The organism is Bacillus sp. N6, from assembly GCF_052805735.1.
Map to the genome: position 1 here is coordinate 2,357,347 of NZ_CM127843.1, position 26,114 is coordinate 2,383,460.

Sequence of the window (26,114 nt, forward strand, 5' to 3'; positions counted from 1 at the left end):
CAGCCTTACTCTAATGAGAATAGGCTGCTTTTTTATTATGTTTTTTTGTTGACTAATCAACAAAACGGAGTTATCATTTTGTTGAAGCAGCAACAAAATGTTTTAAGGAGAGAAGTTAAATGTCTATATTTAGATCACAAAATGAAAGGAAAACTGAAAAAAACATAGATAAACATGCTTTACTATTCGGACTTATTTCTGTATTTCTTTGTGGTATAGGTTTCAGTATCATCATGCCTGTAGTGCCATTCTTAGTACAGCCATATATAAGTAATCCGGAAGAACAAGCATTAGTTGTTACACTACTAACTTCCGTATATGCGGCTTGCGTGTTTTTAGCTGCCCCAGTACTCGGGGCTTTAAGCGATAAGTATGGCCGTCGTCCATTACTTTTAATATGCTTATTTGGTTCTGCAATTGGGTACTTAGTTTTTGGAATAGGAGGAGCTTTATGGGTACTATTTGCTGGACGCATAATAGAAGGAATAACAGGCGGGAGCATAAGTACTATCTTCGCATATTTTGCAGACATCATTCCAAAAGAACAGAGAACGAAATATTTTGGATGGGTGAGTGCAGTTGTAGGTGCGGGAACTATCATTGGCCCAACCATTGGGGGGATACTTGCCAAGTTTGGTGATACTGTACCTATATATTTTGGTGCAATCATAACGTTAATAAATGTTGTATATGGGATCAAATATATGCCTGAGAGCCTTGAAAAAAATAATAGGTTGAAAGAGATTACTTTTGTAAGGTTAAATCCTTTTGCACAGCTAGCAAACATACTTTCCATGAAAAATTTAAAGTGGTTACTTGTCTCAGCGTTTTTAATTTGGATACCTAACGGATCTTTACAAGCAATTTTCACGCAATTTACAATGGATACTTTCAGTTGGAAACCTGCATTAATCGGACTTATGTTTTCAATTTTGGGCTTTCAAGACATTGTTTCACAAAGTTTTATCATGCCAAAGCTTTTGATCAAGCTTAGTGATAAACAAATAGCAATTCTTGGGATGGTTTCGGAGATTATAGGATACAGTTTTATTGCGGTATCAGCTTTGTTTTCACTCTATCCACTACTTATCGTTGGGATGCTAATGTATGGTTTTGGGGATTCAATTTTCGGACCTTCATTCAACGGGATGCTTTCAAAGTCTGTTAGTTCTAGTGAACAAGGAAGGATTCAAGGTGGAAGCCAATCTATTCAAGCTTTAGCAAGAATGATTGGTCCTATTATTGGAGGGCAAATCTATGTATCGCTTGGTCATGCTGCACCTGCTTTTATGGGTGTAATCCTTATAGTCGCGGCAATAGCAGTTTTGTATAAGGGGACACATGCAACTGTATAACAGATAGAAATAAGAACAAATAAAAGGGTGCCAGAACTTAGGAACAAGTGCTGACACCCTATTTGTTTACGGTTTGAGGACTAAGAGAAATTCTTTTACTGTTTAGGAATTTATTCTGCAATGCTCTCATGGTAAATGACTAGATAGTTTAATTATGCTTGTGCTGAAGTAAATAATGACTCCATTTTCAATTTGCTCTTCTCTCGAATTTCAGCATCTGCATGGCGCATCACATATTTATGCGCTACAGCGATTGCTAAAACATCATCTAATAAGCCGATCCCAATAATAGCAGCTATATCTGGAATGAAATCAATTGCTAATACGTAATAAGATAAAGCGGCTAATATTATGAATTTCGCTTTAGTAGGTAATTCTTTCTTTTTCATTGTGTAGAATAAAATAATACTTTCATATACGCTGGATTTACCGAGGTTTACAGAGCTTTTTTTGAACTTTTTCCAAAGTGTCTGTTTCTCCATATAAACACTCCTTTTACAAAAACATAGATTTTTTAAAAGGATGGACAAAGAAGTGAGAGATTAATCAATTTTATTGTTTTTCTTAATTATATATTTCCATAAAAATAGGGGAATACCTGTTCAAAATAATATAATGTGGATTATGCAACGATTCACAGTGTTCCGTTACATAGTATATATATTGTAAGATGTATGTGGGTGATTTAGTTATTATTATGCATTTTATAAGCGGTATGGGGGAAGGAAAATGAAAATAATAGAACTACCAATTGAATTCGAATTTAATGGGCAAAAACAATGTATTTATCCAAGTTTAATTATAGTACATAATGAATTAACGTTAGTCGATACAGGATATCCAAGCTTTTTACCTTTAATTGAAAATGCAATGTTAAAACATGGATATGAGATGAAAAACTTAAAGAATATAATTATTACCCATTATGATGATGATCATCTAGGGGCTTTATATGATTTCAAATTGAAATATCCTCAAATTAATATTATTGCTAGTGAAATTGAATCTAACTATATTAGTGGTGATATAAAATCAGAGAGGTTGGCTCAAGCTGAAAAAATGCTAGAACGTATGTCAAATGAAGAAAAAGAATTTGGTAAATGGTTTATACAACAGTTAAAAAATATAAAACATATTTCCGTCGATGGTACATGATGGTCAAATGATTTTGAATAATGAATGTCAAATAGTAGCGACGCCAGGACATACTTCGGGGCATATTTCATTATATTTTCCGAATTTAGACTGTGTAATTACAGGAGACGCAGCGGTTCAAGAGAATCGAGAGTTAGTTATAGCTAATCCGAATTTTTGTTTAGATATAGAAAAAGCAAAAGAGTCATTAAATAAGATTAAAAGTCTTAAAGCAGCGCAGTATTATTGCTATCATGGAGGAAAACTTACTGTATAAAATAATAAAAAACCAATCTTTTTGATATAGAAAAGATTGGTTTTTTAATTCATAGATTCTGCAATTTGAATTAAATCCTTTACGTTATATTTACCTTGTATATAGCGTTTGTTACCAATTGCAATTGTATATTGAAAACCATTCTGCTGAAAGATAAGCTCATATGCTGAATCAAAATGAGGATTATATAATGCTTTTATATTATTTTTTAAGCTGTAGAACTTAGCTCCACTAGGTACATAGAAGCCTAATTTGTTTTGAACTGGTGAAACAGTGATTTTAAAAATCCCATTAATATCTTCATTGTAGTATTGGAGGTTTAAGTAATCGTTATAAATGTACCCTTGAAATTCGTGAATTTCGAACGGGAATTTTGTAGGAGTAAGTATATGTTCCTTACACTTCATTTCATATTCTTTTACGATAGTAGCTTCTTTCATAAGTGGATTCCCATCATAAATTTGATTGATTTGAGATATTTTATTATTTTTTGTTACTATTTCTAAAATGAAACCGACAGTAAATTCATCATTAGTGCCTTTGAAATAAGAAATAAGAATTGTAGTATCTTCTTTTGGAGATGGTACTATTTTAATTTCATGAATAGGTTTTTCCTTTTGGAAAGTAGGTAGTTCAACTCCTTCTGTTACATATGACTGCATTAATTTTTTATCATTTTTGAGTAAAGCTTGTTTAAATTCACTTATCACATTTGTTCGAGATTTTGCCATAATAATTGAGGTCGACTGAAAATATAGTAAGAAAAATATGAAAAATATCTTTATGAATGTAGTGTTCAATTCCATCACCCTTTAACTATGTTTCCGTAAATTTGAAATATATATGTATAGGGGGGGAGAAGATGGGTTCGTTATTTGATGTAATAGCAGATATCATTTTATTTTATCCTCGAAATGACATGAAATTGAAACACCATATTGCAAAATTAAGTGAATTAGAGTGGTTTCGAAATCTACATGAAGATCCGAAGTATACAAGTTTAATTTGGAGTAATAGAAAAATTAAAAAGTATATTTTGTCTTCTACTAACATGGAAGCATTAATAAAATCTGAGAAAAAGCAAAAAGAATTTGTTCATCTAGTACAGGATGAATATAAAAAAAGAAGATAAGAATTTTTTTATTTTTCATATTTGGCGAAACAAATGGTACAATGAAAGCTAATGTGAAAAATAAGGAAAAGAAGTGGTCTATTTGAAAAACTTTTTAGAATTAGGAATTAGTGAAACTTTTAATCATACATTACGTGAAAATGGAATTACAGAAGCAACACCAATTCAAGAGAAGGCAATTCCAGTTATTCTGTCAGGTAAAGATATTATTGGGCAGGCGAAAACAGGAACGGGTAAAACGTTAGCATTCGTGTTACCGATTTTAGAAAAAATCGATCCAGCGTCTAGTGATGTTCAGGCTTTAATTGTTGCACCAACAAGGGAACTAGCACTGCAAATTACAACTGAAATTAAAAAAATGCTTGTTCAAAGAGAAGATATTAATGTACTAGCGATATATGGTGGACAAGATGTTGCGCAACAGTTGAGAAAATTAAAAGGTAATACACATATTGTTGTAGCAACACCGGGACGATTATTAGATCATATACGCCGTGAAACAATTGATTTAAGTAATCTTTCAACAATTGTATTAGATGAAGCGGATCAAATGCTTTATTTTGGTTTCTTATATGATATTGAAGATATTTTAGATGAGACACCAGGTAGTAAACAAACGATGTTATTCTCAGCAACGATGCCAAAAGATATTAAAAAATTGGCGAAACGTTATATGGATGAGCCGCAAATGATTCAAGTACAAAGTGAAGAAGTAACGGTAGATACAATTGAACAGCGTGTCATTGAGACAACAGATCGTGCAAAGCCAGATGCACTTCGTTTTGTTATGGATCGTGATCAGCCATTTTTAGCAGTTATTTTCTGTCGTACAAAGGTTAGAGCAAGTAAGCTTTATGATAATTTAAAAGGACTAGGTTATAATTGTGCTGAACTTCATGGTGATATACCTCAAGCGAAACGTGAAAGAGTTATGAAGAGTTTCCGCGAAGCTAAAATTCAGTACTTAATTGCAACGGATGTAGCAGCTCGTGGACTTGATGTAGATGGTGTAACGCACGTATTTAATTTTGATATCCCTGAAGATGTAGAAAGTTACATTCACCGCATTGGCCGAACAGGACGTGCAGGTGGATCAGGTCTTGCAATTACGTTCGTTGCAGCGAAAGATGAAAAACATTTAGAAGAAATTGAAAAAACGCTTGGTGCACCAATACAAAGAGAAATAATCGAACAACCGAAGATAAAACGTGTAGATGAAAATGGAAAACCGGTACCAAAGCCGGCTCCAAAGAAATCAGGTCAAAATCGTCAAAGAGATAGCCGCGAAGGTTCAAGAAGTGAATCAAGACGTGATTCAAGAAATAGTTCGAGAAATAGTTCTAGAAATGAAAATAACCGATCATTTAATAAGCCAAGTAATAAAAAAGGTAGTACAAAGCAAGGTCAGCAAAGACGTGGCCGTTAAATAGTTATAATTGTAAAAGAGTCGCAAAATATTGTGGCTCTTTTTTTGTTTGTATACAACAAGGATGATGGCAAGAAAAAACAAAAATTTCATTCACCGAATTTGAAATTTATAAAGGAAATTTTATAGTCCAAAACCAGTAGAGCAAGGGTATTACTACCATGTCGCAATTCAAGAACAAGTGCAACTTATGCATGAAAAATATTTAAGCGGAAAAATCGAGAGAAAGCAATTTGTAACATATTCAAACGGTACGGGAATGTTATGCAGTAGCAAAAGAGAACGGAACTTATTATGTCTATTATTTCGGCAGAACACTTTGGTTGAAAGAAAAGGTATTAAAGTGAGCGAGTATTTTCATTACACGTTCCGCAATTATCGAAAGGGGACAAGAGAAGTTTATGAAGAATTTAACTCGTATTGGGGTACGATCGTCGGAAACGGGAAAAATAATTTGTTCTTTTTGATCGATGGGGAACTCAAGAGGCACAACTGCCATCCTTATTAGTAAATTGCTTACTATGATGATGAAGGTAATGAAGAATGAAGTTACCAGAAGGGACAGCATGCGAAATAAGAAAAAAGGACTAGCAGTCGTACCTGCCGTCCTTTAATAGGAGAAAAAGTAATCTTGTTTAGAACTACGCATAAACAGAAAATCTGCTTGTAATTAGTTTTACCCTAAATATACGTGTCTATACAAAAAAGGGATAAGTAAAAAATACTTATCCCCGGAAGGGAAATCCCAAGCACCAAAATGGCTCGTATTGGTCTGCAGGTTCAAAAGTAGTATATGTAAAACGAAAAATCTCATACAAAAAGCAGACAACGATTTTGGTTGTCTGCCAGTGAGTTCAATGAGTTAGCTAATTGTGATAATTTGCATCCCCATTGCGAGAAGAGTGAAGCTGCTAGTTCAAACAGCTTGTTGGTATTATTTTCGATTTCTTAAAAAATATACAGAGAAAGCAGATAAGTGAAGAACCTACCTGCTTTTGCTGTAACAAAAGAAAGAGGTATTAGCCGTGGAAACGGCGGCTTGAAAATAGTATGTATTTTTGTTTGAAAAATATTCAAGAGGTGAAGAAACATGGAATGTTTAAAAGGTGTTTGTGAAATTAATCAGCTAATTAGTAAAACAAAATAGTTATTTGGGAGAAAGGGAAAATGAATATGAGATGAATTGAAGCTGTTGAAGAATTATTTGAAGTGATGAAAGAATACTTTTGGAAGGGAACATCTTTAAAGGGTGAAGCTAATGATTTTAATATTGTATCTTGGCTAATTGAAGAAGCGATCCGTAAAACAAAATAAAGATTTCATTTTGTAGCAATGGGGAATAGATATGTGTACTTATTGGGGGAAAGTAGATAGGGCAAGAACCGGAACAAAATAAAAGAGCGGCTAGCAAAAGCTAACTGCTCAATACAAGGAGATACAGAGAAGACTACTTTAAATGAATGTTGGCATACAGCCTACATACAGTATTGACCGAATATTTATTTTAAATTCAATTTATTTAAAGTAAACATCCCAACAGATAAAATGGTTGCGCCTGCTACAGAACCTAGCCAGTCTCTCCAGCCTAATGTATTTAAAGATGCATCTGTTAAATCCGTAATTAAGAAGATAGCAAACATTAATACACCAAATGCTAAGCATCCCCAAAATGTTTGCAAATATTTAATCATCTTCTTTCGGAACTTGCTCATATAAATCACCCTTATTAATAATTTATATTTTTATAAATAAATTATCGCATGTGCGAAAATTAAAAGTGCGAAATATGCAATATTACATATTGGAACTCAACAAAATACTCCATTGATAAATACATAGATTGAACGGAGGGGGAACCGTATCGTATGAATCAAATGTCATTTTTTGAAGTCATCGATGTAAAGGAGATGCGCTGACTTGTGGTGAAGGAGCTGAAAAACTACAAAGTATTGTGCGTCTGGATGAAGAATCGAGAAAAATAGGATCAAGCGGAGGGCATCGTTCTTTTAAGTGAAATTGCAATTCAAGAATTAGGTGAGTTTTGCGATAGATTCGGTAATGAATTAGTTATTCACGCTGTTAATAAAGCAATTGATGAAAATGTACCAAAGTGGAGATATATTCGCAGTATTTTAAGTAGTTGGGAAAAGGAAAAAGTAAAAACATTAAATGATGTCGCTGCTTTAGATACTCGATTTGAAATGAGTAAGAAAAATAACAAACGTACTGGTAAAGGTTATTCCAAACGAACGGAAGTTGTACCGGATTGGTTACGCAAACAAGAAGAACAAGAGCCAATACAGCAGCCACAGCAAACTCAAAGCGATGATCTTGAAGATAATAAGAAACGTTTGGATGAGATTCTAAATAAATATAAAAATACTAAAGGAGAGTAAGGTATGAAAAACACAGGCGTTGCAAGAAAAGTGGACGAGCTAGGTCGTGTAGTAATTCCAGTAGAGTTACGCAGAACTTTAGGGATTGTCGAAGGAACGACAATAGATTTTCATGTCGAGGGTGAAAACATTGTTCTAAGAAAATATGAAAACTCATGCTTTGTGACGGGTGAAGTTTCTGAAACCAACATAGAGTTGCTAGGTGGCCGAATGTTTTTAAGCAAGGAAGGGGCAATTGAATTACTGGATCTTATTCAGAAGAGTGGGATGGCACATGCCTAAGCAACTAAATATTTTCGATGTAGAGCCAGCAATTTGTGAATTCGATGTAATGAAAGCCAATATTAAGAAAGGAACTGGGCGCAATACATACGCTGATGTACGAGTCCAAGTCCCAAAGAATGCAAAGAGTACGGATGAGTTACCACGCACAACTAAGCAAGATGATCGTTATGACATCTTTGAACAATATGTAATGGCAATTTGGAGATTTCAACGGGCTGTAGATATGTTTTTTAATTGGGATACAGCTGAAGAATTGTGTAAGGAAGCAAGGGATAAAAAAGAAATAATTCCGATAAGGGTTTATTTAGGAAGTGGCTTTAAACCTGATGTTGTTGAGTACATGAGGTAGTAAAAGGGAGATGGACATATGAAAAAAGTAGAAATTGATGTTAGTAATAACAAGCTTTTAATAGTAAAGGATGGAAATGTTACAGCATTCAATCCACCGGAGAGTGGTTTTGGTGAGCAAGTTGCTGTTTGGATAAACGGTAAAGTTGATCGTGTAGATACTAAGTTTACTGAAAAGATAAAATAATCATTTTAAGAAAGTAGGTTCGCTTATGAGTGTAGCGAGAAATCATGAAGCGATGAAGGAATCACGGTTGAAGGTATACATCGCTTTAGAAGAAGCTAACTTCATTTGGGATGAAAGAGATGTAATTCGTTTTCGTGAAATGTGGAGTCAAGGCATGAGTTTACCAAAGATGGCAAAAGCGTTAAGGAGACATCAAGCTGAGGTTGCTATCCTTGTAATAGATCAGGCTGATAAGTATTTAATTAAAAATCGTCCGATAGGATTAGGGATTTGCTAAATAGGAAGGGGAAAATAAAATGAACGTTATGGAAAACGGTGTATATGAAACAACTAAATTAGTTAGTGAATCAAAGGAAGGACAAGCTGTAATGAATATCAATCATATTAGTGAATTAGATCAATATCAAGAAGCGGCATTACGTACATGGAATACAAATAACGATTTTGGTGGACGTGTTTTAAATGCAGCATTAGGTCTTACGGGAGAAGCTGGTGAGGTTGCTGATGTTGTAAAAAAAGCAATTTTTCATGGTCATGGATTTGATCCAGCTCATTGTCCAGGAGAAGAAGAAGGAAATACACATAAAATCGCTTTAGAGCTAGGGGACATCTTGTACTACATTTCAATCATGTCTCATGAAATGGGATATACCCTAGAAGATATTGCTCAAATGAATATATCTAAATTAGCAACGAGATACCCAGACGGATTTAGCCGAGAAGCTAGTCAAAATCGTGTAGATATGAAATGAAAATTGTAATAAAAAAGAGCCGTGAGTGAAGTGACCCCTAAAAGTTAGACACGGTTATTTCATTAGGCAGCTTGATAAAAATGAGTCCGGTATTGTACCGGGCTCATTTTTAATTTTGCCTTAATCCGTTTCGTATTATAATAATCTATATATTTTTCTAATTCTATTTTAAAGTGCTCTACATTTTCAAATTCTTTTATGTAGAGGAACTCCGACTTCATAATCCCAAAGAAATTTTCTATTACTGCGTTGTCGTAACAGTTGCCTTTTCGAGACATACTCTGGACGATAGCTCTTGATTCAAGTGTACGGACGTACTGTCTCATTTGATAATGCCATCCTTGATCCGAATGTATCAGTAGCTGGTGGGTTTCAGGTAAACGTTCCAATGCTTTCTCTAACATGCCTGAAACAAGCGAATACGTCGGTCTAGAACCAATTGTATAGGTAATAATTTCACCATTATACAAATCTAATACAGGTGATACATACAGTTTTTCTCCAAACAATTTAAACTCTGTGATGTCTGTTACCCACTTTTGATTCGGTGCATCTGTATGAAAATTACGCTCTAAAATATTAGGTGCAATTCTACCGACTGTTCCTTTATAGGATTTATATTTCTTCATACGCACAACACACTTTAACCCAAGCTCTTTCATAATGCGCTGAACCTTCTTGTGGTTCACTTTCTGGCCACGATTCGTTAATTCATCACGAATGCGACGGTAACCATAACGACCTTCATTTTCCTCATAAATCGCTTTAATCTCAGCTTTCAAATCGGCATCTACATCTGGACGATTCATTTTCTTTACTAAATCATAATACGTGCTTCGAGGAATAGTAGCTAGCTCCACGAGTGCCTTCACCGAATATTTATGCCTTAATTCGTAGACTACTTGCGCTTTGTCTTGTTTTGTGATTTTTCCTTGTTTTGAACTAAGGCATTTAACTTTTTTAAGTACTCATTTTCCATCTCAAGCTGTTTAATGCGTGCTTCAAGTGCTTCGACTGACCCTTCAGCTAAAGGTTGTTTTAATTGTTTATTTGAATCTTTTTTCATGGATGGACGCCCCTTTTTCTTAGATTGAAGGGCATCAATTCCTTGTGTTTCGAGCTGTTTTTTCCAAACAGAAATCGTTGAAGGGGCAGGAATATTAAAGATAGCTGCCGTCTCAAATAAGGACATACCGTTTTCAATCATAAAGTTTAGTACGTCTAGTTTAAATTGTTGTGTGTAATTTGTACATCGTTTTAGAAAAGCTTCCAGACCATTCTGTTTATATTGGTTTACCCAATTCAAAATGATTGTGTCATTTATACCGAGCGATCTACCTATTTCTCGATAACTTTCATTTCCGTTCAAATAACGTAGAACGATTTGTATTTTTTCATCAGATGTAAATTTAGCCATAGAAAAACTGCACCCCCAATTGTTAGACTGTGTCTAACAATTGGGGTGCAGTTCATGAGTGGAAAGGCTCATAGCTCTTTTTTATAAGGGTAATGATTTTATATATAAATATTATCATATAATCCCAAAAAATTCAATGTTAGTCAATTAAATGGTATAAAATTTGAATTTTATTAAGAAATGGGGAACGAGAAATGGCTATTGAAGCACATAAATGTAACGTTAAAGGATGTAATGGTCTTGTAGTTTTTGAAAATGCTGATTTTGATTTGCAAAATCCTGACACAATTAAAGGAGTTTATGCACTTGATGATCCTACTTGTAACGTTTGTGGAAAAGAATTTTTAGTAGTACCTAGCTATTCTGTCATTGATCTTGATGTAGAAACACAAGAATTTGAAGAAATTGAACCAGCTTGTATTACTGAATGGCAGAATCAAAGATTTTAACCAAAGCGTTATTTGATCGGGAAGTAGGTGGTGCAGTGGGGTATACGTTCATATTTTTACTAGGTTGGATTATAGGTTTACTAACAGGTCTAACTGAAAGATTATCAGACAAAATAAAGAAAAATAGAAAAGGGGAACGGAAAATGACTGAACTAGATTTATATAAATTTTGTGAAGACAAGGAAATGGATTGGCGTGGAGATCAACTTATTATCTGGCTATATTTCGATGAATTAGAAGGTTGGACAAATTTAATAGGCCATGATCATTTTGTTGAGGGCGGGCAAGAAGTAGCGTTATTAGCTAAATGTGTAGCATTTGACTTATGCGAGATTTGTGAAGATTGGGAGATCGACCCGGAAAGAATTTTAAAGAAAGGGGAATGAAAATGAAACCTACATTTGAAATGATAAAGAATGAAAATGGTGGCGTAGATATGACTTATACAACGAGTGGCGGCAAGCAATCATCCACTTACTTCCCCAGCCCACCAGAAGATATAGATCATGTTTGTATAAATTACATGAAAGGACGCTTCGGGAACGTTAGAACGTGGAAACAAGTTGATTTTATAAAACGTAAATACAAAGGAGCGTATCAAATGGCGTTCGGTGTAGTGGATGAATTTAAAATAGGCGACAAGGTAGTGATGCATACATGCGGAGAAGCGGATCACTATAACGGTAAAATTTGGACTTGTCGGACGGATCAATTCAAATCAAGTAGTGGCTCGCAAGTGGTGTTTTTAGAAGGATTTAGCGGTTACTTTTTAGCTAGATATTTGCAACGTGTGAGTTTATTAGAAAACTAAACAAAATAGTTATTTTAATAAAAAACGGGGAAATGAGGGGAGTGAAAGGAGAAGAACCCTTTATATAAAGGGTTCTTCTGGTGATTTAATCTATCAATTACATTCGTGGTAATATTCATCACATGAATCGTTACAGCATATACAAAATGTTTTTTGAATAAATAAACTAACTACACTAGCAGGACCTTCCTGCTTTGTAAAAGTAAGACTTTTAAAATCTTCAACTTGAAATATTTTTGTTTGAACAGGTTGTAATGTAGTAGTAATTGGTACGCTAGATTTTCTTGTTAGAATAGTTACTTGAACGGGGGCACTCATACCGACAACAAATAACTGAATTAATGTTTTATTGTGATTGTTGGTGAAATCTTCAAATACTGTTTGTGGAGTGGTATCTAGGAGGTCGATAGATGTAGGTATATTTCCAGTTAAATTTTCTCCTGAACCACCTATTGTATGAGTCTCAACAAAACAGTTATTTTTTTGATGATCCGAATGCGCTTGGTTTTTATAATACTTTTTACCATCTTTATAAAAGTAATCAGCCATATGAATTTAAAGCTCCCTTCTTTTAGATGTCTATATAGTCTATTTAATAAAGTGAAGTAGTGCTTGTACAACATAATAAAATCCGCTCTCGTAATTATTTAAAAATTAAAGAGCGCCATTCAAGGTGCTCTCGGATAAAAAATAATATTGAAAAAGAATACCACTTGATATCTTATGTATGCTTCTAAGGGGAGTGCAGATTTAAAATAAAATAGTAATTGGAATGAAATGAAGAGTAACCAATAATTTATTAATGAATATATAGTGAGTGGAGTCAAGGTTGAGGGGGACAGATTATGGTGATTTCTAATATGAAAAGAGAGCTAGAATGCTCTCTTTAATAGTTATTGAATTTGCCAGTAAACGAAAATCTTTAAATACCTTAATATATTAAAAATTTTGTGAACATGAAGTGCAAGGTCCACCAGTAGGTTGGAATACAACATTATCAACAAAAGCTGTTGCGCCTTCTCCACCTGTAGCTAAGTTTTGGAAACTAATACATGCTGTAGTTACATCAGCAGGTATACACACAACAAGGGTATAATGTTGGAAGCCAGCTTGTTGTTGATTTGCAACAGGTACAATGTGCGGAATGTTTAATGGTCCAAGTGTTGTAGGGTTAGGAGGACATCCTTGACCAAGTTCTGGAAACGATACAGAAGCAACAAGGAGTGCTCCATCTCTTATATCCCCAGCAAAAGAAAGGGTAAAGCAACAACCTTCGCCCACATCAACAGATTGGGTCATAATTCCACCAGGTCCAATAGAAACAGCTAAAGCACTCAAGGATCCATTTGGAAGAAAACGACCGCTGTGAGCATTTGGAAATCCTACTTCTGAAACATTTCCCGTTACAATCCATCCTGGAACTGGAGTACCTGGTGTTGCAGGTTCATCAAATCCAGGGTTATCAAGAACATTCGTACATGGACAACATGCCGTAGCAGCTGGTCCCGTAGGTCCTGTAACTCCTGTAGCCCCGGTTGGTCCAGTCGGCCCAGTCGGCCCAGTTGGTCCAGTCGGTCCGGTTGGTCCAGTCGGCCCAGTCGGCCCAGTTGGTCCAGTCGGTCCGGTTGGTCCAGTCGGCCCGGTTGGTCCAACTTGAGGTGGGGGTACAGGGGGGAGGAAACACTCACATGGAATATGAAATTTCTTTTTAAATTCACTCATTTTTACACCATCCTTATCATTCACCCACTTACACACTACAACTTATGAATTGGTTAACAATCAAGTATAAGAAAAAGGCCCTTGAAAATTAAAATAAATAAAAAAATAAGCCCTTATGTCACAAATATAAACCCATTCCATAATATATAAGGAACATGGGTTCACTTCAAAAAGCTTTTAATATATATAAGAGAGTCCGCTTCCTAAATCAATATCGTTGAACCTGTTGCTCCTGTTGCTCTGTTGATCTGTTGGTAAAGTGAATGACGAAGAATAGATAGGAGAGTTGAATCGATTAAACTTGATTCAACAGCAACTCCATGTAAAACAATATTTTCTTCATTCATACCATTACCTTCTATGATTGCTCGCCATAGGAGGTAATGGTTGCAAAAAGCAAATCATGAAGTTGGAATGTAATTATATGGAAGTGCAAAGGTTGTTAAGGGGGATTAAAGAATGTATCGAAGTGGACAAGCAGTTTTATTTTATAAATTAAATAAAAATTTCATTTTATATTAATTCGGAACACAAAAAGATCACTTAGTAAAGTGCTCTTGTGACGAGCCTCATTTTATAACGACTATTTTATAAAGAAAGGAACTCAAAATATTATATGTAAGTCTAGTTAATTGAGTGCTTTTTACAAATAAAGAGCAGCTAGCAAAAGCTAACTGCTCGGCCCAAGGCAATGGGTGTAGAGTAATGAAAAAGAATACTTTTCCTTTAATACAAAATCATATTTTGATTCTCGATAATATATGAGTATTAAGACAAAAACGTGCAATTAAAAGAGCAGCTAGCAAAAGCTAACTGCTCGGCTGGTTCTCCAAGGGGGAACTAGGAGAAAGTAACTTAATGGGTTGTCTACAGTATTGACCGAATGTTGATTTTTATTCAGGAGGTAGAGGGAAATGAATTTGAACTTACACGATGCAAAATTTTTTATAGAAACACCTGATGGAGAAAGTGTGGAAATAAGGGGCAGTGTTGATTGGGCTGATGTTCCTTCTGGTGAAACGAATGAATCTGGTTTTGATTTTAGTAGAGAAATAAGTGTGCCGTGCACTTTTGAAGAACCACAAAATATAAAAGAGTTAAAAGAAGTAGGTTTCACAGAAAGACAAGCCTGGAATATTCATTTTCGTAAAGGCGAAAGTTGGAAAGAAAACTCAACAATATAATCCTTTTGTTTATAGAAAAACAAGCTACTACATTACATTGATTGGAAATCTTTTCTAAGGTATTCTTAAGAGGCTGGGAATAGTAAGAATATCTTCGAGAGGAAAGGGATTAATTTATGTTAGGAAATTGGTTGGATAAATTAAAAGAACCTAAATGTATTATACATAGATATAAACTTATTAAAAGTCAAGACAGTGAAAATTTTAAAACCGGTAAGATGGGGATAGTTAGTTATTATACATGTGAAAAGTGTGGGAAAGAGAAGGAAGTAAGCAAATATACTAATGATGTTAATAGTGACTATTGGGATATTTAAAATAAAAAGCGAATAAAGTCCGGCTAGAAAACTAGAGGGCACCAATTCATTAAAGCAGCAATAAAAGCTGTTTTAGGGATAGGTGTCCTTTTTATTTTGAAAAGGGAGATGGGGAAATGAAGGTGTTAAAGGATCAATTACTTGAATGGAAAAAGAAATCCAAGCAAGGAAAGAAGAAAAACAAGAAAAACAAGAAAAAACAAAAAGAGAAATTAAGCACTCGTGATATTGAAGATTTAATGGGGATGCATAGACCTTGCTATGAACGAAGACGTGGAGCAATAAGACAAAAGTAATTTAAAAATAAAAAGGAGTGGTCTTACATGACTAAACAATTATCTTTCTTACCAAAAATCGATAGAACGGCGACACAAGAAGAATTAGAAGGTGTGTTGGAAAGCATACGTATACATAGACAATTTGGGATGATGCGTAAAGAAATGAAAGTCACTCCTTCTTATGAAATACGTGAGCATGGTCCTACACATACAGTTGGAAAACCATTAGAAGATGTTGCTATAGTAAATATTCAACAAAGCAAAAGGGAAGAGTGGCTTGAAAAAATGTCATTACGTATTGATCAGTTTCTAAATCGATTAGGAAACGGACGTGCAGGAAGTATTCAAAGAGATATTATTTATAAACGTTATTTAGAAGAAGAGGATGTGTGTGACTACATGGTTTATAACGAGATAGGGATGTCAGAGCGCACTTATCGACGTTGGAAGTCTAAAGCGTTTTATAAACTTGCTTTTGCACTAGGATTAGAAGTTTATGAGACAGAAGAAACTGGAGGTAATAAATAATGAATTTTGTTCAACCGATACGTGATCCAGAGCAAATACAACAAATTAAAGAATATCTAAAAGAAAAGAATGAACGCAATTATATTTTGTTTGTAATGGGAATTAATACTGGTCTACGTATTAGTGATATTTTAAAACTGAAGGTTGGAGATTTAAATGGCAGCCATATATCAATGCGTGAAATGAAGACAGGTAAGCAGAAACGTATTCAGATTACTGCAGCATTAAGAAGAGAGTTAAAGTGGTACATTGAAGATATGGAAGACTATGAGTATTTAATTAAGAGCAGACAAGGAAAGAATCGACCAATCGGAAGAAGCATGGCATATAAAATACTTAGTACCACAGCAACAAAGTTTGGTTTAGAAGAGATCGGGACACATACATTACGTAAGACATTTGGATATCATATGTACATGCAGACAAAGAACATAGCTTTGCTGATGGAGATATTCAATCATTCAAGTGAACGAGTAACGTTAAGGTATATAGGAGTAAACCAAGATGCAATGGATAAAGCAATGACTAGGTTTAAAATCTAATCATTGCTTTTTTTGTTCAAGGATAGCAACACGTGCTTATCGACTTAAGAACAGAAACTTACGCTTGAACATAAAATCAAATTTAGATGAGCAAAGCTATTTCAAGTGAATAGAATCCACTCTTTAAGAATACATAAAAAATATATATACAAGCGTAGTATAATCACTACATCATTGGCGAAAGTAGAATCCTATAAATTTTGGAGGAAGAGATATGCAAAAAAAGGTTCTCCTGTTTACAGATTTAGGGATTGATGATGCGTTTGCTATACTCTACACCTTTTTTCGTAAAGACATTCAACTTGTAGGAATCGTGGCCGATTATGGAAATGTATCAAGAGAAAATGTAATAAGAAATATTAACTATTTAAAGTACATTGCGGGAAGAGAAGAAATACCTGTATTCCTTGGTGCTTCTGTACCGTTGACAGGTATATTGACTCAGTATTTCCCTGAGGTACATGGAAAAGTTGGATTAGGACCTATTATTCCACCTGAAATTTCATATCCAGTTTATCCTTTAAATGATATTTATCAAATTATAGAATCGAATTTAGAAGAACTTACAATTATTAATTTAGGAAGACTTTCTTCGCTAGCTACAACTTTTGTATTGAATTTAGAAACAATGCGAAATGTAAGAGAATGCATTTGCATGGGGGGAGCTTTTTTCTATCCAGGTAACGTAACTGCTGTGGCTGAAGCTAATTTTTACGCAGACCCTTATGCAGCAAACTTAATTCTGCAACATGCAAAGAACTTGACAATTATTCCTTTAAATGTGACCCAACATGCGATTGTTACACCCGAAATGGTCCAGCAAATCGATGCATTTCATCGGAATACACAGGATCTTGCAGGGCTTATCATTAAACCTATGTTAGATTATTATTATAATTTTTACTCCAAGTCTAATCCAGGTATAAGTGGAAGTCCTATGCATGATTTTGTAACAGTGTGGTATTTGCTAAATAGGGAGGCTGTTAGCCTTTCGAGAGTACCCATTAAAGTAATTCCTGATCAAGGGGAAGGATTTGGTCAAAGCATTGCAGACTTTCGTTTTGTTACTAATCCAGGCTATAAAACGCATAATGTAGCTTTTCAATTTGATTATGAAAGGTTCAGGAAGGATATTATGGAAACGTTCTTAAAGAAGAGAGTGTAAAAGACTTTATTAACTTCAGATAATACGGATTATATGAATGAAATATCACTGCACTTCACGTACAAGAATTCGACTTTTTTAGGTTAAAATTCGTCTAACATACATAGCTTCCGAAATGTTGGCTGTACCCTATCGCTATCAAGCTAACAGAATAAAATATTCCTGATTTCTGGTATATTAAAACTTTAAGTTGATGGATGTGGTGCTCCCCCACATCCATCAACTTAAGAAAAGTAAACACCCAAAAAACAAAAAATGAGCTGACTTCTCAAAATAACTAACTATAGAGAAAGAGAAATTTCATTTAGTGGGTACTTCAAAACCTTAGCTTGATTGCGATGGGGTCACCATATCAAAAAAGAAAATTGTGCGTTTAGACATATTTTTCAACCGCTTCCTGTACGTTAAGGGACTCGTTATTTTTTTACAGTTTTTTATTATGAAATTCAAAATAACTAATTATAATAGATGAAAAAAACGATTAATAGTTGGGATACGGAAAGGATTCGAATTTACATTCTTTCTCAATACATATCATGGATAAATAAAGTAAAATATGGGTTGGGGCTATGTCTCATGTTGTGTTAATCCTAACAATAACTAGGGGTACATAATATGCTTTCATACCTTTGAATAATTTTGTTATAGAAGGGATGGAGATTTAACTGGCTCAAATTGTTGGTATTGATAGATACCTTTGTACTGGGGCTTTAATCTATATGCGTGAGGGCCTTTCCCTAAGTCTTTTCAGGAAGTAAGGATCCGTAAGCAAACACCTATACAATATGAATAGAGGAGAGGAATGCCTTATGAAAATACGTAGTCAAATTACATGTGCAAGTCTGGCCCTTTTAATAGCTGGAAGTTCCCTGTTATATACAACACCAACCTCAATTGTAAAAGCAGAGCCTACTCAAAATGTATCTAGTTCGTTACAAACAAATACTCAACGAGATCGTACTTCCGTCAAGCAAGCAATGCGAGATACATTGCAATTTGGATACCCGGGGATACTTGCTAAAACTTCTGAGGGTGGAAAAACGTGGGGGTATGCCGCTGGAATAGCGGATCTGAGAACCAAGAAACCAATGAAAACAGATTTTCGCTTTCGCATTGGGAGTGTGACGAAGACGTTCACCGCAACAGTTGTACTTCAATTAGTTGGAGAGAATCGCCTGAAGCTAGACGACCACATCGAAGACTGGTTGCCTGGTGTCATTCAAGGAAATGGATATGATGGTAACAAGATTACTATCCGGGAGATATTGAACCATACAAGTGGTATCGCTGAATACTCAAGGTCAAAAGACGTTGATTTTACGGATACAAAAAAATCGTATACGGCTGAAGAGTTAGTGAAGATGGGGATTTCTTTTCCCCCAGACTTTGCTCCAGGAAAGGGCTGGTCTTATTCAAACACAGGATACGTATTACTGGGTATCCTTATTGAAAAAGTAACTGGAAACAGCTATGCGGAAGAAGTTGAAAATCGAATTATTGAACCACTTGAATTGTCGAATACATTCCTACCAGGCAATTCAAGCGTTATTCCAGGCACTAACCATGCACGTGGATATGTCCAACCAGACGGAGCAAGTGAGCTAAAAGACGTTACTTATTATAACCCAAGTGCAGGTAGCTCTGCTGGAGATATGATTTCTACTGCTGACGACTTAAACAAATTTTTCTCTTACTTGCTCGGTGGCAAATTACTGAAAGAACAGCAACTAAAACAAATGCTTACTACAGTTCCTACAGGAAAAGAAGGAATCGATGGATATGGTCTTGGAATCTATGAAACTAAGCTTCCAAGCGGTGTCTCGATATGGGGACACACAGGTGGCATTCTAGGGTTTACAACTCTTGTTGGAGGTAAACTTGGAGGCAAGCATACGTTGGTCGTCAATTGGAATAGTTTGGGTAGAACTGACAGTCCTAATCCTTTTAAAAAAATTTTACTTGCTGAATTTAGCAAGTAGGAAAAAAGGAAAAATTTATCGTATTTTTCATAGTTAAAAATATACTTTTCTGTTTCAAAAGCCCCAACTTATTTTCAAGAAAAATTTGGGGCTTTTTTTGTTTTGGTAGCGTTTATTCTCCTTAAGTTGATGGATGTGTGGTGCTACCCTATTCTATACAGTTACTCATTTTTATTGTGTTGTGTAACTCAAAAGAGAAAGTGCTATGAAGCTATTGATATCAAGGGCTGTAGCGTTTAGATTAGTTACACACAATATAAGATATGGGTAACTTGCACAGAGAGGGTGTCTACCTTGTTTTATTTTAATGATAGAATATTAAATATGGAAGGGAGTGTCATAAATGGAAGAGGAATATAGAAAAAGAGAACTTGAAATTAAAAAGAAAAGGGTGCTAGAAGAGTTGAAAAATAATAAGTTTGAGTTTAAGGAACTACAACAAAATATAACGAATCCTTTGCAAGATATACTTGCATTTAATCAATCTGTAGATAAACTGAACAAAACCATTCAGAGTACATATAAAACTAATTCTGAATTAATGTAACAAATTGCTCAGCGTAATCAGAATGCATTAAAACAGAGTACATATAAAACTAATTTTGAATTAATGCAACAAATTGCTCAGAATGCTCAGAATGCATTAAAACAGAGTATATATAAAACTAATTCTGAATTTGGATTATATTTTTGTTGCCAGTTCATAATAATTCTCCCTCATACAAACAGTTTAATTATATTATACAGTTATTAATGCGAATGTTAAGAAACCTTGATATGAATTAAGGTAAATTTAAACAAAATAGTTATTGTAATTAAAAAGCAGTTAACTTTCGCTTGCTGGGGGTTCTTTTTATGTAATTTAGATAAAGAAACTATCCATTAAAAATATAGCCCCTATCAAAATTAGAGAATCAACTAAAATCAAGAACTGTTTTTTCTGTGGCTTTCGAAATTCCTTTATTAATCTAAAAACTGCATTTATTCCGAAACAGATGTATAACAAAATCATTATTGTTTTTAACATTACTAATACTCCTAATATATTAATCATTTAATTATATAACGAAAAATATATCCATATAAGTTTTTAACAAAATACTTATTTTAGAGAAAGGGATTGTCTAAAATAAGTATTAAATAAAATAAATGAAGATATATATGCAGGCGAAGAAAATACTAAAAATTATTAAACCAACAAAAGCGAACGTTTTAGCTATACCTTTCGGAGCAAAAATAGCTAAAACGATTGAGATAGGTATCAAAATTAAAAAAGGACCGGCAAAATATAGATTGAAAAATAAGAATCCAGTTAAAAACATTGAAATGAAACCAAAGTATTCTCTCATTGTGTTATCCCTTCTTAAAAAGTGAATTATGCAGATTATACCATCGAGAAAATGAATCAAAATGATTATGTAATAAAATTTTTATTTGGGGTAAATGGAATTGTTATAAATGTATTTCAGCTAGCCCCAAACATAGCCCCGATGATAGTAGCAATAATAATGGAAAAGAAGGGGTAGAAAATACTTACAAGTATAAAAACTATAATAGCAAAATTCCTTCCTATACCTTTTGGAGCAAAAATAATTAAAACTAGTGATACAAATATTAAATAAATTAAATTACTATCACTATAAAAATTGAAAAATACGATAATAGTTAACAAAATTGAAATGAAACCAAAGTATTTTCTCATTACTTTAGCCTTTCTTGAAAAAATAAATAATACAGATTATACCATAAATGAATAAGATTGAAGTGGAATTTTAACAAAAGCGTTATTTTATTAGAAAAGTATGGTTGTATGAAATATCATGTATGAAAGAAGAGGCGTTAGCAAAAATACGCCTTAACGAAATCGGCTTTATTTTTCAGCAAAGTAATCTTCTTAAGTGACTCATGATGTAAAGGTAGCAGTGAAAACAGAAAGAGTTCTTTTTTTGGCAGACGGAGAAATTGTTAGTGAAATACGGATGGGTAAATATGAACATGATTATTTGAAAGTACGAGAAGAGAAGTTGTTAAAATGGTTAGCTATACTTGGATTTTAAAGGGAAAAACTCCTATTGAATGTAGGAGTTTTTTCTTTGTTTGAAAGTTCAAAAAGATATATAATAATTTTCTGACTATTAAAATGTGGAGGGTAAAAATGAAAACTGAAACGTTACAAACACAAGAAGATATTTTAAAAATGCTTGATTCATTATTAAGACCTGCTGAACCATTTTGGAATGAGTTTTATGAGAATAGAGAAAAGGATGTTCCGTTTTTTGAAAATGTTCCAGATGAGAATCTAGTTTCTTATATACAAAAAGAGAGAGTTTTAAAAGGGAAAGTATTAGAACTTGGATGTGGTCCGGGTAGAAATGCCATTTATTTAGCGACTCAAGGATTTGATGTAACAGCAGTGGATTTATCTGTAGAAGGCATTAACTGGGCAAAAGAGAGGGCATTGGCAAAAGGGGTAGCAATTCATTTTATTTGTGATTCAATTTTTAATTTAGAGGTTCAAAACGAATTTGATTTTGTATATGATTCGGGCTGTTTGCATCACATTCCACCGCATAGAAGAATAAATTATGTGGATTTAATTAAAAACTCATTAAAATCGGGTGGTTATTTTGGATTAACATGTTTTGCGGCAGGCGATTTAGATGAGCGAAATGGATCAGAAATAACAGATTGGGACGTATATAGAGAATGGAGTCTACAAGGTGGTCTTGCATACTCGGAAGAAAAGTTAAGAGAGATATTTAAAGAATTTGAGGTAATTGAGATTAGAAGGATGAAACAAATAAAACAACCGAAAGAAATGTTTGGAGAATCATTTCTTTGGACAGCATTATTTAAGAAGAAATAAGAAAGTAGATAATTGACAAACTCATCGTTTTTATAGACAATACACATAGGAATGTACGTTCGGTTTTTTGGCCGACTTATATTTTACATAAATATATAACAAGGGGCTGTCTCCATATGAGTAACACAAATCAAAAAATTACTACGTTTTTAATGTTTGAAGGCAAAGCTGAAGAAGCAATGAATTTTTATACGTCGCTATTTGATCAATCAGAAATTGTAAGTATTTCTCGCTATGATGAAAATGGACCTGGTAAAGAGGGAACTGTAATTCATGCAACTTTTACGCTAAATGGCCAAGAGTTTATGTGTATTGATAGTTATGTAAATCATAATTTTACATTCACTCCAGCTATGTCTCTTTATGTAACTTGTGAGACAGAAGAAGAAATTGAAACGGTCTTTCATAAATTAGCGCAGGATGGAGCAATTCTTATGCCTTTAGGTTCTTATCCGTTTAGTAAAAAGTTTGGCTGGTTAAATGATAAGTATGGTGTATCTTGGCAGTTAACTCTTGCTGAATAAAAAAGAAAAAGCGTAACTTATTTGTTTAATCGATTTAGTTAAAAGCTTGAAAAATTAAATAACATAAAAAAGCGTTCCAACTGTCAACAGGTTTGGAATGCTTTTTTTATGTGGAAGTGAGTTGTTTAAAAGTTAACAATTCTATGATTAGTTTAAATGAATGGAATAGATGTGTAATTTTTTGTCTTTTTAGAATTTTTTAGTAATTTTTGCATTTATCTGTTAATGTAAATATAGACAACTATGTATGAACTATTAGGCAGGTTAATAGAAAAAGGAAAGCATTAAGCTTACACATTGAATGCAACTAGATCGTTAGGAGGACTAATCGCAATGGATACTACACAACAAAACAGTAATGCATGGGATAAGAAGGTTGAAGAAGGTTCTAGATACACGCAGCCTGTAAGTAGCGAGGTTATTGAGAAAAGCAAATCAGGTGAATGGGAGATTACAGTCACTACGGAAAAATCAGTTCCTAGAAAGTGGTTTCCAAAGTCATTAGATGGATTAAAGATACTTTGCTTAGCATCAGGTGGCGGACAACAAGCACCAGTTCTAGCTGCTGCTGGAGCAGATGTAACAGTTACTGATATATCTAAGAAGCAATTGGAACAAGATGAAAAGGTAGCAAAACGGGATGGTTTGACTTTAAAAACCGTACAAGGAGATATGTCAAACCTTAGTGACTTTGAGGATGAATATTTTGATATTGTTGTAAATCCTGTCTCTAACTTGTTTGTAAAAGATGTTCATCTTGTATGGAATGAAGTTTCTAGGGTTTTAAAGAATAAAGGTATTCTTATTGCTGGATTTACAAATCCGTTACTATGGATCTTTGATGATAACCAAGAACAAAAAGGTATTCTTGATGTTAAACATTCAATTCCTTCATCAACATTGGATTATTTACCAGAGGATGAAGTTCAAGATTACATCGATTCAAATCAAACAATAGAATATGCGCATACTTTAGAAGACCAAATTCAAGGCCAAATTGAAGCTGGTTTTGTTATAACAGGTTTTTATGAGGATGATTTTGGTGGGACAAGGATATTAGATAAGCATATTAAAACATTTATTGCGACAAAAGCTATAAAGTTAAAGATGGATTAAGAATTTTTGCTTGTCATACGGGGCGTTAGTCGAAGAATGCTCTTAAAATAGAAAAGGATGGTGCTTTCCATCCTTTTCCTTATGTATTTTGAGTGTCGAAACTATTCTCAAAACAAGTTTTACACTACCAATTGTATAATTAGGTTATGCTTTTATATTAAGAATTTTGCTGACCGAATCTTTTCCCGAGTTTAGCTAACAATTCAGGTTGATCGCTTTGGCTCATTATAACTTCAATAAAGATAAGTTGATTCTTATAAAAAGTTATATTTGTTAAGACTTCTGCTAATTCTGCTTCATTTTCTACTTTAAATGTTAGACTTTTTTCTTCTGACCCAAATACCATTGATAGTTTATTGTAATCCCACATTTGTATATCATTATAAGGTTGGTTTTGGCCGTGAATGGCACGTTCAACAGTGTATCCGTTGTTATTGATTAAAAATATAATCGGTTTTAAATTTTGACGTAGTATAGTTGATAACTCTTGGGCAGTTACTTGGAAAGAACCATCACCAATAATTAAAATGTTGCGCCGTGCTAAATTGGCGAGCTGTGTACCAAGTAGAGCGGGCAATGTATATCCGATAGATCCCCATAACGGTTGTCCTACATATGCAGTGTTTTTAGGTAGAGGGATAGCAGCACTACCAAAGAAAGGTGTTCCTTGTTCTACAATTAAGATGTCGTTTTCTTGTAAGAAATGGTACATTTGCTGCCAAAAACGCTTTTGTGTGACCATTTGTGCTTTTGGATTGAACTCTTCAGTAAAAGGTGATGGTGCTGAAATAAATGGCTTAATTTCAAGAGTATCTTTATTACGATGCGCAATTGAATCACTTAAATGTTGTAAAACATCCTGCATTACAACTGGACCGTATTTTTTATCTATAATTTTCACAGTGTAGGGATGGATTTCTATAACTTGTTCTTTTGTAAAACCTTGTGTGAAGCCGCCTGTAATAGTATCAGTTAACTTCACACCAATACTAATAATACAATCAGATTCATCAATTCTTTTTCTCAAGTACGGAGAACTTACATCACCAGTATAAATCCCTATAAATTGAGGGTGTTTTTCTGGGAATATTCCTTTTCCCATACTTAACGTCGCGATGGGAAACCCAGTTTTTTCTACAAATTGATGTAAATTTTCTTTAGCGTGAAATCGATCTACTTCAAAATCAGCTAAAATTACAGGTTTTTTGGCGTTATTTATTATTGAAGTGGCATGTAGTAGCATTTTATCCAACGCTTCTTTATTACTTAAAATCGGTTTATATAAAATTGGTTCTGTAGGTTTATTAATTGGTTTATTATATACATCAATCGGCAAATTAATATGAACCGGGCGTTTTTCATTCCAACATGCACGTAAAACACGGTCAATTTCCTCAGCAGCATGCTCAGGTTTTACATTTGTTTGTGCCACAGTGATTTCTCGATACATATTGGAAAAGTGATCGAACTTTCCATCTCCTAACGTATGATGGACGATTGCTCCATTTTCCATTACTTTTGTTGGTGGCGTACCCGTGATTTTTATAACTGGCACGTTTTCCGCATATGAGCCAGCAATACCGTTAATAGCGCTTAATTCTCCAACTCCGAAAGTAGTAATAAGAGCAGCGATTCCTTTTATGCGAGCGTACCCATCTGCTGCATATGCAGCATTTAATTCGTTACAATTGCCAATCCACTTTAAATTTTCATGTGCTACCACAACATCTAAAAAGGCAAGATTATAATCACCAGGAACCCCAAATATATGTTCAATTCCTAATTCATGTAGTCTATCCAATAAATATGTACTTACAGTATATTGTTTTTTCAAATGAATCATCTCCTAATTATGCAATGAATGTTTCAATAGACTAAATAAGTTCTAATGCGTTGATTAAAATATTCATTACTAGATTGTGGT

At 34.1% G+C, this 26,114-nt stretch carries 32 protein-coding genes and 3 pseudogenes; 27 read left to right on the top strand and 8 right to left on the bottom strand.

Going from position 1 to position 26,114, the window contains the following annotated elements:
- Positions 1 to 119 precede the first annotated feature (119 nt).
- Entirely contained in the window at positions 120 to 1,355 is a 1,236-nt protein-coding gene (locus ACUXVC_RS12180) for an MFS transporter (protein WP_144465847.1), read from the top strand.
- Between the two features lie 152 nt (positions 1,356 to 1,507).
- Here the strand turns inward: ACUXVC_RS12180 and ACUXVC_RS12185 are convergent, their stop codons facing one another.
- A complete protein-coding gene (locus tag ACUXVC_RS12185) occupies positions 1,508 to 1,837 on the bottom strand; it encodes a YkvA family protein (protein ID WP_000415083.1) in 330 nt (109 codons plus the stop codon).
- Between the two features lie 247 nt (positions 1,838 to 2,084).
- Here ACUXVC_RS12185 and ACUXVC_RS12190 point away from each other — a divergent pair.
- Positions 2,085 to 2,766: pseudogene (locus ACUXVC_RS12190) on the top strand (MBL fold metallo-hydrolase).
- A 44-nt stretch (positions 2,767 to 2,810) separates the two neighbouring features.
- Here the strand turns inward: ACUXVC_RS12190 and ACUXVC_RS12195 are convergent.
- Positions 2,811 to 3,572, bottom strand: a complete 762-nt coding sequence (locus tag ACUXVC_RS12195; protein ID WP_075719201.1) for a hypothetical protein — start codon at positions 3,570 to 3,572, stop codon at positions 2,811 to 2,813.
- Positions 3,573 to 3,628: 56 nt separating this feature from the next.
- Here ACUXVC_RS12195 and ACUXVC_RS12200 point away from each other — a divergent pair, with 56 nt between their 5' ends.
- The 3 genes from ACUXVC_RS12200 to ACUXVC_RS12210 all read left to right on the top strand — a co-directional run bounded on the left by ACUXVC_RS12200 (position 3,629) and on the right by ACUXVC_RS12210 (position 5,938).
- A complete protein-coding gene (locus ACUXVC_RS12200; RefSeq protein ID WP_095690923.1) occupies positions 3,629 to 3,898 on the top strand; it encodes a hypothetical protein in 270 nt (89 codons plus the stop codon).
- A gap of 73 nt (positions 3,899 to 3,971) precedes the next feature.
- Positions 3,972 to 5,324 (top strand): DEAD/DEAH box helicase, encoded by a 1,353-nt coding sequence (locus tag ACUXVC_RS12205; RefSeq protein WP_095690922.1) that lies wholly within the window; start codon positions 3,972 to 3,974, stop codon positions 5,322 to 5,324.
- Between the two features lie 470 nt (positions 5,325 to 5,794).
- Positions 5,795 to 5,938 (top strand): hypothetical protein, encoded by a 144-nt coding sequence (locus ACUXVC_RS12210; protein WP_003270556.1) that lies wholly within the window; start codon positions 5,795 to 5,797, stop codon positions 5,936 to 5,938.
- A gap of 885 nt (positions 5,939 to 6,823) precedes the next feature.
- Here the strand turns inward: ACUXVC_RS12210 and ACUXVC_RS12215 are convergent.
- Positions 6,824 to 7,036, bottom strand: a complete 213-nt coding sequence (locus ACUXVC_RS12215) for a hypothetical protein (RefSeq protein ID WP_000033159.1) — start codon at positions 7,034 to 7,036, stop codon at positions 6,824 to 6,826.
- Between the two features lie 294 nt (positions 7,037 to 7,330).
- Here ACUXVC_RS12215 and ACUXVC_RS12220 point away from each other — a divergent pair.
- From ACUXVC_RS12220 to ACUXVC_RS12245, 6 genes and pseudogenes are all read left to right on the top strand, one after another.
- Positions 7,331 to 7,720 (top strand): annotated as a pseudogene (locus ACUXVC_RS12220) (DnaD domain protein); the annotation flags it as partial.
- 3 nt (positions 7,721 to 7,723) lie between these two features.
- Positions 7,724 to 8,002 (top strand): AbrB/MazE/SpoVT family DNA-binding domain-containing protein, encoded by a 279-nt coding sequence (locus tag ACUXVC_RS12225; protein ID WP_086385263.1) that lies wholly within the window; start codon positions 7,724 to 7,726, stop codon positions 8,000 to 8,002.
- Complete coding sequence (locus tag ACUXVC_RS12230; protein ID WP_095690921.1) at positions 7,995 to 8,354, top strand: cell division protein SepF; 360 nt, start codon at positions 7,995 to 7,997, stop codon at positions 8,352 to 8,354. Before ACUXVC_RS12225 ends, ACUXVC_RS12230 begins: the two co-directional genes overlap by 8 nt.
- An 18-nt stretch (positions 8,355 to 8,372) precedes the next feature.
- The gene (locus ACUXVC_RS12235; RefSeq protein ID WP_006923988.1) at positions 8,373 to 8,540 is read left to right on the top strand and encodes a DUF3954 domain-containing protein; all 168 of its coding nucleotides are present in this window, start codon (positions 8,373 to 8,375) and stop codon (positions 8,538 to 8,540) included.
- Between the two features lie 25 nt (positions 8,541 to 8,565).
- Complete coding sequence (locus tag ACUXVC_RS12240; RefSeq protein ID WP_006923989.1) at positions 8,566 to 8,817, top strand: hypothetical protein; 252 nt, start codon at positions 8,566 to 8,568, stop codon at positions 8,815 to 8,817.
- Between the two features lie 19 nt (positions 8,818 to 8,836).
- Positions 8,837 to 9,292, top strand: a complete 456-nt coding sequence (locus tag ACUXVC_RS12245; RefSeq protein WP_001102014.1) for a nucleoside triphosphate pyrophosphohydrolase family protein — start codon at positions 8,837 to 8,839, stop codon at positions 9,290 to 9,292.
- A gap of 62 nt (positions 9,293 to 9,354) precedes the next feature.
- Here the strand turns inward: ACUXVC_RS12245 and ACUXVC_RS12250 are convergent.
- A protein-coding gene (locus ACUXVC_RS12250; RefSeq protein ID WP_446026098.1) for an IS3 family transposase occupies positions 9,355 to 10,709 on the bottom strand; the annotation gives its coding sequence in 2 pieces (ribosomal slippage) (positions 9,355 to 10,256 and positions 10,256 to 10,709; 1,356 coding nt in all).
- A gap of 194 nt (positions 10,710 to 10,903) precedes the next feature.
- Between ACUXVC_RS12250 and ACUXVC_RS12255 the strand changes: the two genes are divergently transcribed.
- Genes ACUXVC_RS12255 through ACUXVC_RS12265 form a run of 3 tightly spaced genes read left to right on the top strand, consistent with a single transcriptional unit; the run spans position 10,904 to position 11,969 of the window.
- A complete protein-coding gene (locus ACUXVC_RS12255) occupies positions 10,904 to 11,158 on the top strand; it encodes a hypothetical protein (protein WP_050822240.1) in 255 nt (84 codons plus the stop codon).
- Positions 11,137 to 11,544 carry a hypothetical protein gene (locus tag ACUXVC_RS12260; RefSeq protein WP_255255487.1) on the top strand — a complete coding sequence of 136 codons (408 nt, stop codon included), beginning with the start codon at positions 11,137 to 11,139 and terminating at the stop codon, positions 11,542 to 11,544. Before ACUXVC_RS12255 ends, ACUXVC_RS12260 begins: the two co-directional genes overlap by 22 nt.
- Before the next feature lie 2 nt (positions 11,545 to 11,546).
- Positions 11,547 to 11,969, top strand: a complete 423-nt coding sequence (locus ACUXVC_RS12265) for a hypothetical protein (RefSeq protein WP_446026099.1) — start codon at positions 11,547 to 11,549, stop codon at positions 11,967 to 11,969.
- 93 nt (positions 11,970 to 12,062) lie between these two features.
- Here the strand turns inward: ACUXVC_RS12265 and ACUXVC_RS12270 are convergent, their stop codons facing one another.
- The 3 genes from ACUXVC_RS12270 to ACUXVC_RS12280 all read right to left on the bottom strand — a co-directional run bounded on the left by ACUXVC_RS12270 (position 12,063) and on the right by ACUXVC_RS12280 (position 14,038).
- The gene (locus ACUXVC_RS12270; protein WP_025709554.1) at positions 12,063 to 12,518 is read right to left on the bottom strand and encodes a hypothetical protein; all 456 of its coding nucleotides are present in this window, start codon (positions 12,516 to 12,518) and stop codon (positions 12,063 to 12,065) included.
- A 390-nt stretch (positions 12,519 to 12,908) separates the two neighbouring features.
- Positions 12,909 to 13,691 carry a hypothetical protein gene (locus tag ACUXVC_RS12275; RefSeq protein ID WP_025709553.1) on the bottom strand — a complete coding sequence of 261 codons (783 nt, stop codon included), beginning with the start codon at positions 13,689 to 13,691 and terminating at the stop codon, positions 12,909 to 12,911.
- Positions 13,692 to 13,894: 203 nt separating this feature from the next.
- Positions 13,895 to 14,038 carry a hypothetical protein gene (locus ACUXVC_RS12280; RefSeq protein ID WP_446026100.1) on the bottom strand — a complete coding sequence of 48 codons (144 nt, stop codon included), beginning with the start codon at positions 14,036 to 14,038 and terminating at the stop codon, positions 13,895 to 13,897.
- 567 nt (positions 14,039 to 14,605) lie between these two features.
- On the opposite strand from ACUXVC_RS12280, the gene ACUXVC_RS12285 reads away from it, so the two are divergent.
- The 13 genes and pseudogenes from ACUXVC_RS12285 (at position 14,606) to ACUXVC_RS12345 (ending at position 24,190) form a co-directional block, all read left to right on the top strand.
- Positions 14,606 to 14,875 (top strand): PadR family transcriptional regulator, encoded by a 270-nt coding sequence (locus ACUXVC_RS12285; protein ID WP_095690917.1) that lies wholly within the window; start codon positions 14,606 to 14,608, stop codon positions 14,873 to 14,875.
- A 116-nt stretch (positions 14,876 to 14,991) separates the two neighbouring features.
- The gene (locus ACUXVC_RS12290) at positions 14,992 to 15,192 is read left to right on the top strand and encodes a hypothetical protein (RefSeq protein WP_095690916.1); all 201 of its coding nucleotides are present in this window, start codon (positions 14,992 to 14,994) and stop codon (positions 15,190 to 15,192) included.
- A 116-nt stretch (positions 15,193 to 15,308) separates the two neighbouring features.
- A complete protein-coding gene (locus ACUXVC_RS12295) occupies positions 15,309 to 15,488 on the top strand; it encodes a hypothetical protein (RefSeq protein ID WP_270185168.1) in 180 nt (59 codons plus the stop codon).
- 27 nt (positions 15,489 to 15,515) lie between these two features.
- On the top strand, positions 15,516 to 15,998 hold the full coding sequence (locus ACUXVC_RS12300) for an ArpU family phage packaging/lysis transcriptional regulator (RefSeq protein WP_016081851.1): 483 nt from the start codon (positions 15,516 to 15,518) through the stop codon (positions 15,996 to 15,998).
- Positions 15,998 to 16,540, top strand: a complete 543-nt coding sequence (locus ACUXVC_RS12305; RefSeq protein WP_095690914.1) for a site-specific integrase — start codon at positions 15,998 to 16,000, stop codon at positions 16,538 to 16,540. Before ACUXVC_RS12300 ends, ACUXVC_RS12305 begins: the two co-directional genes overlap by 1 nt.
- Positions 16,541 to 16,754: 214 nt before the next feature.
- The gene (locus tag ACUXVC_RS12310; protein WP_001170296.1) at positions 16,755 to 17,705 is read left to right on the top strand and encodes a nucleoside hydrolase; all 951 of its coding nucleotides are present in this window, start codon (positions 16,755 to 16,757) and stop codon (positions 17,703 to 17,705) included.
- An 809-nt stretch (positions 17,706 to 18,514) separates the two neighbouring features.
- On the top strand, positions 18,515 to 19,684 hold the full coding sequence (locus ACUXVC_RS12315) for a serine hydrolase domain-containing protein (protein ID WP_016081850.1): 1,170 nt from the start codon (positions 18,515 to 18,517) through the stop codon (positions 19,682 to 19,684).
- Positions 19,685 to 20,027: 343 nt separating this feature from the next.
- The gene (locus tag ACUXVC_RS12320; RefSeq protein ID WP_255255486.1) at positions 20,028 to 20,231 is read left to right on the top strand and encodes a hypothetical protein; all 204 of its coding nucleotides are present in this window, start codon (positions 20,028 to 20,030) and stop codon (positions 20,229 to 20,231) included.
- 614 nt (positions 20,232 to 20,845) lie between these two features.
- A complete protein-coding gene (locus tag ACUXVC_RS12325) occupies positions 20,846 to 21,058 on the top strand; it encodes a hypothetical protein (protein ID WP_065486066.1) in 213 nt (70 codons plus the stop codon).
- A gap of 524 nt (positions 21,059 to 21,582) precedes the next feature.
- Positions 21,583 to 21,741, top strand: a pseudogene (locus tag ACUXVC_RS12330) (ABC transporter ATP-binding protein); the annotation flags it as partial.
- Between the two features lie 98 nt (positions 21,742 to 21,839).
- Positions 21,840 to 22,550, top strand: a complete 711-nt coding sequence (locus ACUXVC_RS12335; protein ID WP_446026101.1) for a class I SAM-dependent methyltransferase — start codon at positions 21,840 to 21,842, stop codon at positions 22,548 to 22,550.
- Positions 22,551 to 22,666: 116 nt separating this feature from the next.
- Positions 22,667 to 23,074 (top strand): VOC family protein, encoded by a 408-nt coding sequence (locus ACUXVC_RS12340; RefSeq protein ID WP_000072495.1) that lies wholly within the window; start codon positions 22,667 to 22,669, stop codon positions 23,072 to 23,074.
- 333 nt (positions 23,075 to 23,407) lie between these two features.
- A complete protein-coding gene (locus ACUXVC_RS12345; RefSeq protein WP_095690912.1) occupies positions 23,408 to 24,190 on the top strand; it encodes a class I SAM-dependent methyltransferase in 783 nt (260 codons plus the stop codon).
- Between the two features lie 157 nt (positions 24,191 to 24,347).
- Here ACUXVC_RS12345 and ACUXVC_RS12350 read toward each other — a convergent pair whose 3' ends face one another.
- Positions 24,348 to 26,033 carry an alpha-keto acid decarboxylase family protein gene (locus tag ACUXVC_RS12350; protein ID WP_446026102.1) on the bottom strand — a complete coding sequence of 562 codons (1,686 nt, stop codon included), beginning with the start codon at positions 26,031 to 26,033 and terminating at the stop codon, positions 24,348 to 24,350.
- Positions 26,034 to 26,114 lie beyond the last annotated feature (81 nt).